The organism is Nostoc sp. (genome assembly GCF_036917755.1).
Taxonomy (GTDB): domain Bacteria; phylum Cyanobacteriota; class Cyanobacteriia; order Cyanobacteriales; family Nostocaceae; genus Nostoc.
This window is the reverse complement of record NZ_JBALFC010000067.1, coordinates 1-8723: the sequence shown is the minus strand read 5'-3', so window position 1 is coordinate 8723 and position 8723 is coordinate 1. Positions and strand designations below refer to the sequence as shown.

At 39.8% G+C, this 8723-nt stretch carries 5 protein-coding genes and 1 pseudogene; 2 read left to right on the top strand and 4 right to left on the bottom strand.

Features of this window, described 5'->3' with window-relative positions:
• Both V7L05_RS16015 and V7L05_RS16010 read right to left on the bottom strand, forming a co-directional pair.
• A pseudogene (locus V7L05_RS16015) lies at window positions 1-323 on the bottom strand (hypothetical protein); the annotation flags it as partial.
• A gap of 222 nt (window positions 324-545) precedes the next feature.
• Window positions 546-2774 (bottom strand): EAL domain-containing protein, encoded by a 2229-nt coding sequence (locus V7L05_RS16010; protein WP_335165377.1) that lies wholly within the window; start codon window positions 2772-2774, stop codon window positions 546-548.
• Between the two features lie 764 nt (window positions 2775-3538).
• Here V7L05_RS16010 and V7L05_RS16005 point away from each other — a divergent pair.
• Together V7L05_RS16005 and V7L05_RS34720 are read left to right on the top strand one after the other, a co-directional pair.
• Window positions 3539-3913 (top strand): hypothetical protein, encoded by a 375-nt coding sequence (locus V7L05_RS16005; RefSeq protein WP_335165376.1) that lies wholly within the window; start codon window positions 3539-3541, stop codon window positions 3911-3913.
• A 166-nt stretch (window positions 3914-4079) separates the two neighbouring features.
• Entirely contained in the window at window positions 4080-4217 is a 138-nt protein-coding gene (locus V7L05_RS34720) for a hypothetical protein (protein WP_442937865.1), read from the top strand.
• A gap of 1011 nt (window positions 4218-5228) precedes the next feature.
• Here the strand turns inward: V7L05_RS34720 and V7L05_RS15995 are convergent.
• Entirely contained in the window at window positions 5229-6491 is a 1263-nt protein-coding gene (locus tag V7L05_RS15995) for a DUF4912 domain-containing protein (protein WP_335165372.1), read from the bottom strand.
• 741 nt (window positions 6492-7232) lie between these two features.
• Window positions 7233-8273, bottom strand: coding sequence for a threonine aldolase family protein (locus V7L05_RS15990; protein ID WP_335165370.1), 1041 nt, complete (start codon window positions 8271-8273; stop codon window positions 7233-7235).
• Window positions 8274-8723 lie beyond the last annotated feature (450 nt).

The following is an 8723-nucleotide window of genomic DNA, read 5'->3' as shown; positions in this document are numbered from 1 at the left end:
AATGCTTGAAACAAGACTCCAAGAATATGACTCCAAGTGACCTCGTGATTGCCGCATAATTTCCGACCCTTTTTTACGGTGACGTGTACTAAGCTACCTAAATTCACCAGCGCAATACTCCGGTTGTACCAAGCTTCGTGCAAATCTGGTTTAATTTCTAGTACTTTGTCTAAGTTAGCAATTATATCTTCATCAATAACTTCTAAGTTTGCTAGCAGTGTTTTGCTTTTGTAAGAGCCTGCTAAAAAGTCAAGATTGATGTCTAAGGGTTTTTTGTAGCCACTGCTCGTTTGGTTTGGGCGTTCTAAAAGGAGGCTATCCATTATGCGTATCTATTCCATTCAAGTTTTATCCAATTAGTCATGTGGGCGTTAATGCGATCGCACTCTTACTCAGATTTTAGCCTCTCTTCTTCTACCTTCTCTCAATAATTAATTATTTCCGTTCTAAATCAATAACTAAAATAGGTTTCAAGTTAAAATGCCATCAACATTAGATTTGTGATCTGTATTCACGATAATTGTCCGAGAAAATGGAGACTGGTGCTAAATGAGATATCTAACCTCAGCATCCTCACAGTCCATCTGCACCACACAATTTCTTCCTTGTGCTTTTGCCTGGTAGAGTCCCTGGTCAGCAGCAGCAATTAAGGTTGCAGGAGATAATTGGCTATGAGGAATGATGGTTGCCACACCAAGACTTAGCGTGATGAATTCACTGATATGAGAATGTAGATGAGGTATTTGTAATGCACTAACATTAGTCTGAATAACTCTTGCAACTGCGATCGCTCCTTCAATATCAGTATTGGGCAAAATGACTGCAAACTCTTCTCCACCATAACGAGCAACTAAATCAGCCGGGTGTTTAACTGTCTGAGAGATTGCCTTGGCAACCTGTCTGAGTGCATCATCTCCTGCCAGATGTCCATGCGTATCGTTGTAAAGCTTAAAGTAATCTACATCACACAAAATCAAAGATAGCGAACCTTGCTCTTGTGCCAACCGTTGCCACTCTGCGTTGAATGTGTCATCAAAGCAGCGTCGATTTCCCACTTGGGTTAGACCATCCGAAGAGGCAAGGCGCTGTAATTCCTGGTTTGCTTGTTGTAATTGGTGGTAAAGTTCTGATTGCTGAATAGCGATCGCAGCTTGACCTGCTAACTGCTTAAACAAATTAACCTCAGATTGCTGCCATTGTCTGGGATTACGGCATTGGTGAGCAATCAATAGTCCCCATAAACGCTCTTGCTGCAAAATGGGCACTATCAGGTTTGCCCGGATTTGCAAACTTTGAAGCAGGTCAAAATGACACCGCGATAGTCCTGCCGTTTGAGTGTCTTCAATCGCTTTAGTATTGCCTTGTTGGTAGTAAGTTGCGCGCGTGGATTTAAAGCAGGTGTCCATGACGTGAAATCCCAGAATCGATATGCAGCCTGCTGCTAAGGATTCTACAGCAACTAACCCACTCCAGTCGGGCTTAAACTGATAGATCACCACTCGGTCGATCTCAAACAGTTTTCGCACCTCATCTACTGTGGTTTGCAAAATCTCGTCTAACTCCAACGATTGTCGAATGCGCTGCGTCACAGCCGCGACAATTTGCTCAGACTGGCTTTGATGTTGAACCTGCTGCTCAACCATCTGAGAATTTGCCGATGCTATAGTTAATGCGATCGGATCAAACTGAGGGGTTGTAGTCACAGGCACTACATTGGGTTGAGCAATCAAATAACCTTGAGCAAGATTTGCACCCCGTTCTCGCAGCCAATTCAGTTCCTCAATGCACTCAATTCCTTCAGCAACAGTCTGGATGTTTAACTTTTGAGTAATCTCTAGAAGCTTCTCGGTAATCGAAGCTTTGTAAAGGTCTTGATGCACATCTCGAATTAACTCCATGTCCAGCTTGATAAAGTCTGGACGTAACTGATGTAGCAAGTTTAGGCTAGAATAGCCAGAACCAAGGTCATCAAGGGCGACTAAAAACCCCGCATCCCGATAGTATTTCAGCACCGTCTTCAGGTGGGCTAAATCTTGAGGATTGTCTGACTCCACGACTTCAAAAATAACCCGATCATGGGAAATCCCGGCAGTATCAACTGCCTCTACCGTACTACGTAGGCAAAAAACTGGGTCATAAAGTGACATTGGTGCAAAATTGATGAAGATGTGCCCACTCACTTGATAACGGCTGAATTGAGTGATTGCGCTGAGGCGAGCAACTTGGTCGAGTTGTGGTATAAGTCCGGCTTCGGTTGCTAACTCCAGAATTGGTTTCGGTAGTAATATATTGCCTTGTTTATCTAGTCCCCGCAAGAGCGATTCATATCCAAAAATCTGCGATGTATCTTTAATTGAGACAATTGGTTGGAAGTAACTGGTGAATCGTTCCGTTGCCAGCATTTCAACCAGCCAGTCGGATTGGTTTAACTTAATGAAGCGTTGTAATGAGGCTATGTCACTAAAATCCTGGATTTCAGGTTGAATAGCGCCTCGAACAAAAAGGACTTGCGTCTCTTTTAATTCTCTCGGTGTAAGTAGTTTGGCTAGGTTACGGGCAATTTCTAGGGACTGTCCAGGTCTACAGTCCAAACTCAAACCTGGTCGTTCGTGCATCAGTTCATACTCAACGGCAAACTCCTGTAGGTAGGAGGTGACTTTTTTCAGCGTATGTGGAACGGGGAACCAGAGAAAGAGCCTGCCTGCCTCCTTAGTCCGACAGCGTGTAACATTGCGACAAGCACAGGTTTTCGAGATCGGACATATTTTACTCATAGCTAACTAATTTATTCAATCCAACTTAGTTTATTATTCCCACTATTTTCTTATAAAAGATAAACTAAACTTCAAATAGATGAAGATTTGATGAATTCGACAAACTAAATATTTTAGCTGTTCAGTTGACTCATCAGCACATCCCAAAAATTAGACTAAATGCTCAAGCAATTGCCGATATGTTTTGTATATTAACGCAAATTAAGGAGTAGTTATATCAAGAAGTTAACTTATAAAATAAAGGCAAAAATTAACTAGATTATGAAGATTTATTAGATAGAGAACAAAGTTCATAAAGCACTATATAGAGAGCAGATTTCAAGGAAAGTGAAGTACACAACGATTCGTCCCAAAGCCAGGTATAAACCCTGTGTTACGTCTGAATTCTGGATTCTGAATGCTGAATTCTGCTGTATATCATCAATTTTCACGACAGAGTGTTCTTTTGCGTTTATTACTGCTGAGATAGAGATTGTAATCTCAAGTCAGGACATCACAATTTTATGATGTATGATAAATTGAATTTATCATTTTAACAAAAAAGACTATTTGATTTTATTGTCAAAGTTGCTTTATCCTGAAATCAGTAGAGATTTGAACTTTGAACAAATACAAACTTAGCTTGCGATTAATCCAAGCTTTTGGCTAAGTAATTAACTCCCCAAATCTCTATTGCTATCAAAGTTAGGTGAAAAAGAGGTATGAATCCGGCAAAATCATCAACCAGCAACGTCAACTTTGAGAAAGCTAAGGAGGACAGCTAAATGCTAGAGCAGCAGATTGATTACCGCACTAGACCTAAGACAAGTGCAATGATTATGAAACTTTTTCAAATCACTCTAGTCGTCTTAGTACTTTTGATCAACTTAGCAATTGCTTTCCCCTCTTGGGCAGAAACAGCGCCTTCTTTAACTAGCAATCCTAACTACTTTGAAGTCGGGCAAAAAGTCATTTGGCTTTACAAGCCTCGCACGGATTCTAACGATGTCCAAAGAATTCCCGCCGAAGTAGTCAAATTAAGTTCCAAGCAAGTGCAAATCAAGGTGTACAAACATAACAAGGAATTGGTTAATCGTTGGGTGAATCCAAACAAGCTTGAGAATTCGCAAAAAGTTAAAGAAGAATACAGAATCAATTAGTGGGAAATTCAGACCTGCACTTCGACTCTTCTCTACGAGACGCTACGCATAGAGAAGGGCAAGCTCAGTGACCGTCACTAATTGTAGTCCACAAAACAAGAAAAGTTGGTGGGTGACTTAAACCCAGATGCAAGTAAATCTTGACTGTGGTTAACATAACTATTTTATTTTTTGTAAATCAAAAAAACTGAACCAATCGGCCCAAGGTTTTCTACATAAGTTTTTTGGTTGTAATACAATCCTGGAGACATACCTCCATCAAATAATATCCCTTCTTGAATCTTACCTAAACAGTTATTGTTAGCAATGCCTTCCAGAACATTATCAAACATATCTGGCAGTAACTCTTGATTATCTTGAGATAATTCAATATCTGAATTAGCTTTCAAATCATTAACTAATAGGATTACATAGCCTTGATTAGTGATAGCTGCCAGAGAGCGATTAGTAGCATTTTTACAGGCAAATTCTCCCAAATCTTGACAAATATCTTTAAACTTACCCTGACGATAGAATCTGCCATTACCGCCCACTAAATTGTAATTGAGAATATCGCTTTTTCTTCTGCCAGCTTGGATAGTAGCCTGTCGCTGCTTGGGTGTACCTCCTGATATTCCAAAAGAAGAACGTTTATATTTAAATATTCCTGAATACTCTACGCCACGAGAAACATTTAAGCCTTGTGGTTTATCATCAGTACCTATATAGTCGGCATTAATTGCGGCAATGGGTAGCTCTCCGTTTAATTTGGCATTCTCATCGCCGATGAGTTCATGAAACTGTTTTGCTACATATTCTTTACGCAGTTTACCTCTAGCATCTTTGGCGTAGAGTTTATGAGATAGACCAACATTAACTTTGAAATCTAATTCTGCTGATTTGGGATTAAAAATAATCACATTGTTAATACCTCTTTGATTTTTTTTACCTTGATTATTGGTTTTAAAAAAATCAATACTGAACTTGGAATCTTTACCAGCGCAAGTTTTAGATGCTTTGGAGACGGAATTTGCTTCAATCTCTTGACAACCTGATAATAAGCTCGCTGCAATTATCAAGCTAAATAACAAAAATAATTTTTTTGTATACATACAAATGCAAAAAAACCGCTACAGAATTACTATAGCGGGGAATAATTTAAAATGTCAGGATTCCGAATCCAGAATGATTAGAAAATCAAGGGCGCTATAGCTTCTTAATTTTATTCAAATTATTAAGCTTGAGTCTCAAAGTCTTCTTAATTCTGACTTCTGGATTCTGAATTCTGAATTCTGGCTTGAAAATTTCAGTCTGGAGTTAATCTCAGAGCCAAAACTTAAGGGAACCATTCTAAAACAGCTTCTTCTTTGGTGTTAGTATTTCGGGATGGTGTCTCACGATTAAATTTCATCTGAATTGACCGGGTTTGCTCACCATCAGCAGCTACAGCCAAAATCGGATAGTCTATTAAACCATCCTGGAAGGACATTTGAAAACGGAATGTCCCATCTGGATTTAGCTTAATTGGACGGCCGCCAATGGTTACGGTAGCGTCGGGTTCGGTTGCACCGTAGACTATCAACTCAGCATCGGCAATTAACCAGAACTGGCGCGGACGCACTGGTACGGCGGAAGCCGAGAAGCCAACACCTGACATTCCGACACCGGAAGCGGTTAAACCAGACACGTTGGCAGCTGCCCACATACCCACACCTGATGGAAAAATGTAGGAGCTAATGGCTTGTTCAGGACGTGCTGAAGCTTGCTGGGAGCCAAAGATAGAACCAGCAACCCGTAGCACTTCGGCAGATTCTGCTAAACCAAATATTTGGTCGTAGATGGGGTTGCCATTCACAGCATTACCAGCATTACCAGCATTACCATTGGCGGTAACTGCAATCTTCTTGGCAGGGGGAACCAGTTCGTACTGAGTCTGGCCACGCAAATCTTCTTCAAAGTCGACAGTGATGAAGACATCTTCTATCCAGTCAGAAGGATAAACAGGAGGAATGTGTACTCTAGTAGAACGAGCTAGTACCAACCAGCGACCATCAGTAGCACGATAACCGATATCGATCACATAATCGCGATCGCTAACTGGAACTGGTAAATACCATTCTCTGGCTAGTTCATCAGCAGGATATTCTTGAATGCTGTGGGGGCTTTGGTATTCGATATTGATGTCGGTGACATCATAAATCCGTAGTGCGAGTTGTTGTCCCCCTTGTCGGCGCAGTTCCTGTTTGTGTTCATTGGGAACATCCCAGTAAGTGTAAGCCCACTGAGGATCGCGAGGTAAGAGTACAATCCGGCTGTCACCATAGCCAGATGGCAAATCTGCCAGTCCTTCATCAACATCAGCTAAAGATCCACCAGTACGATCTTCCTGACCTAATTCAAACTTTGCAGCTTCCACGGTTTCCTGTGCCTCCAATGAACGAGATGGACTGAGTAAACTTTTGCTACGTTGGACTTCTTGTATTGATGCCAGCAGTTGTGATTTACGCATTCGGCTATAGCGAGAGATGCTATATTCACTAGCAACTTTGCGTAGTTGGCGTAAGGTCATCTCCTCTAGTGGCGGGCGTTCTTTTGCCATTAATTGGGTCTCCAGTAGTTTAAGTGGTAAATGATTTCCCCTGGTTAAAGAATGCTATGTAAAATGTCATCCACTCCAGATGAATTTCTTATTCCTGACTCCTGGTTTTGCCCAGTTTTTAAGTTTTTTAGTCTGTTTTTAAATTGAGCTAACCTCCTTTCAATTCCTGGTTATGCCAAAATCAGCATTTCTTTGGGATCGGAGGAGTTTTATTTCTTAAGTCAATATTAACCACTAAGCATATCTAGGGATCAAGGGGTAATAAGTAGGCTTTTTGCCTGTTTCACGAATTTATCAGCCTTTCTGGGATCAAATTGTCATGCTTTCATAACATTACTTGCTAGTTGCATCTGGAGCGATCGCCATAATGTCAAATTTTCATGACATTAAGTTGTGGGTTAGCCAAAACCGCAATCTACTCAAAGGGATTGGGCATTAGGCAGCCCATTGATAGACCATCTGACAACACACTCAAAGTTTTATTCTGGAAAGAAAAGACAACACACTCAGGAGTAGCCCTTTCAAAGTGAACATTTGTACCATGAAATAAATAGACATTTTAACCAAATTTTGGTATTTTGGCGTATGCGATCGCTTAATTTACAGTCCAAAAATTTGGAGTTTAAAGCATAAATTCTTTGTTCTATTCCAGCCGATGCCTGAAATGCCGTAAAAACTTTGATAGTACATATGCTCACCTTGAAAGACTTACGTTAGCGAGTCAGCGAGCATGATTACGAATTACGAATTACGAATTATTTTAATATCACCAATCAATTCATCAATCCTTGATTTTGTTGTGTTCCAAGAACACATAAAACGTACTCCTCCCACACCAATAAATGTATAAAACTGCCAATTCTTTGCTTTTAAATTGTGAATAACTCGTTCTGGTAGTTTAACGAACACGGCGTTGGCTTCTCTAGGAAACATCAAGTCAACGCCTTCTATATTTAATAGTTGATTTTCTAAGTATTCAGCACATTGATTGGCATGTCTGGCATTTTTTAGCCAAGCACCAGTTTCCAATAAACCCAACCAGGGAGCAGAGATAAACCGCATTTTTGAGGCTAGCTGACCTGCTTGCTTGCATCGATAATCAAAATCCTCTGCTAGCTCTTTGTTGAAGAAAAGAATGGCTTCACCTAATGCCATTCCATTTTTTGTACCACAAAAGCACAACACATCCACTCCAGTTTTCCAAGTAATTTCAGCAGGGCTTTGATTCATCGCGGCAACTGCATTTGCAAAACGAGCGCCATCCATGTGAATCTTTAAATTATACTTTTTCGCAACTTCTTTAATTTTCAGAAGTTCTTCAACAGAATATAAAGTGCCTAATTCAGTTGATTGTGTGATGCTAATAACTTTAGGTTTTGGATAATGAATGTCAGTACGTCTAGTGACAATTGCCTCTATCGCCTCTGATGTTAACTTGCCATTTTTACCTTGAGCAAGTAACAGTTTAGAACCATTAGATGCAAATTCCGGTGCGCCACATTCATCTGTTTCTATGTGGGATGTTTCATGACAAATGACGCTGTGATATGACTGACAAAGGGCAGCTAAAGATAAAGAATTTGCAGCTGTACCGTTAAAGGTAAAAAATACTTCACAATCAATTTCAAAGAGTTCCCGAAAATAATCTGCGGCTTTTTGAGTCCATTCATCATTTCCATAGGCTGGAACACTACCTTGATTTGCCCTAATCATATATTCCAGCGCTTCGGGACAAATACCAGATGAATTATCACTTGCAAACTGCTCTAAGTTATTATTCATAATTTCTCTGTTGATTTTTCTTAGTAATTGTTACAATATTAGTGAATAATTTTAGTAGTTGCCAACTCTTGCTAATTACAATAATTTTGGCTGGTAGTAAACTAAATGTTTCTATACCCCTACTTAATTATTCATGAACAACAATATTTATGACTTCTCTAAAAAGTTGGGAATCTGAAGCTTTTGATTTTCACAAATCAAATATAATTGCGATATATTCTGTATCAATCTGTTAATTATTTTTTGTTGTCGCCGCTTTTCTCTGAGTAGTTATAGCACCAATTATTATGTATATCTCTACTATTAAATAATGTTGCTGATGTCCACAAAAAACTGGAGTCTTAGTTTCCCGTTACCAGGGCTATTTCATTCTAAAAAGTTGTTTGAGTGTGTCTAAACCAAAAGAGCAGAGTCGTTGAGCTTGTGCCATATTTTTAAACATCTGATCGC

Coding starts and splice junctions, on each gene's coding strand:
- V7L05_RS16010 (WP_335165377.1), bottom strand. CDS start 2,774: ATGAGTAAAATATGTCCGATCTCGAAAACCTGTGCTTGTCGCAATGTT.
- V7L05_RS16005 (WP_335165376.1), top strand. CDS start 3,539: ATGCTAGAGCAGCAGATTGATTACCGCACTAGACCTAAGACAAGTGCA.
- V7L05_RS15995 (WP_335165372.1), bottom strand. CDS start 6,491: ATGGCAAAAGAACGCCCGCCACTAGAGGAGATGACCTTACGCCAACTA.
- V7L05_RS15990 (WP_335165370.1), bottom strand. CDS start 8,273: ATGAATAATAACTTAGAGCAGTTTGCAAGTGATAATTCATCTGGTATT.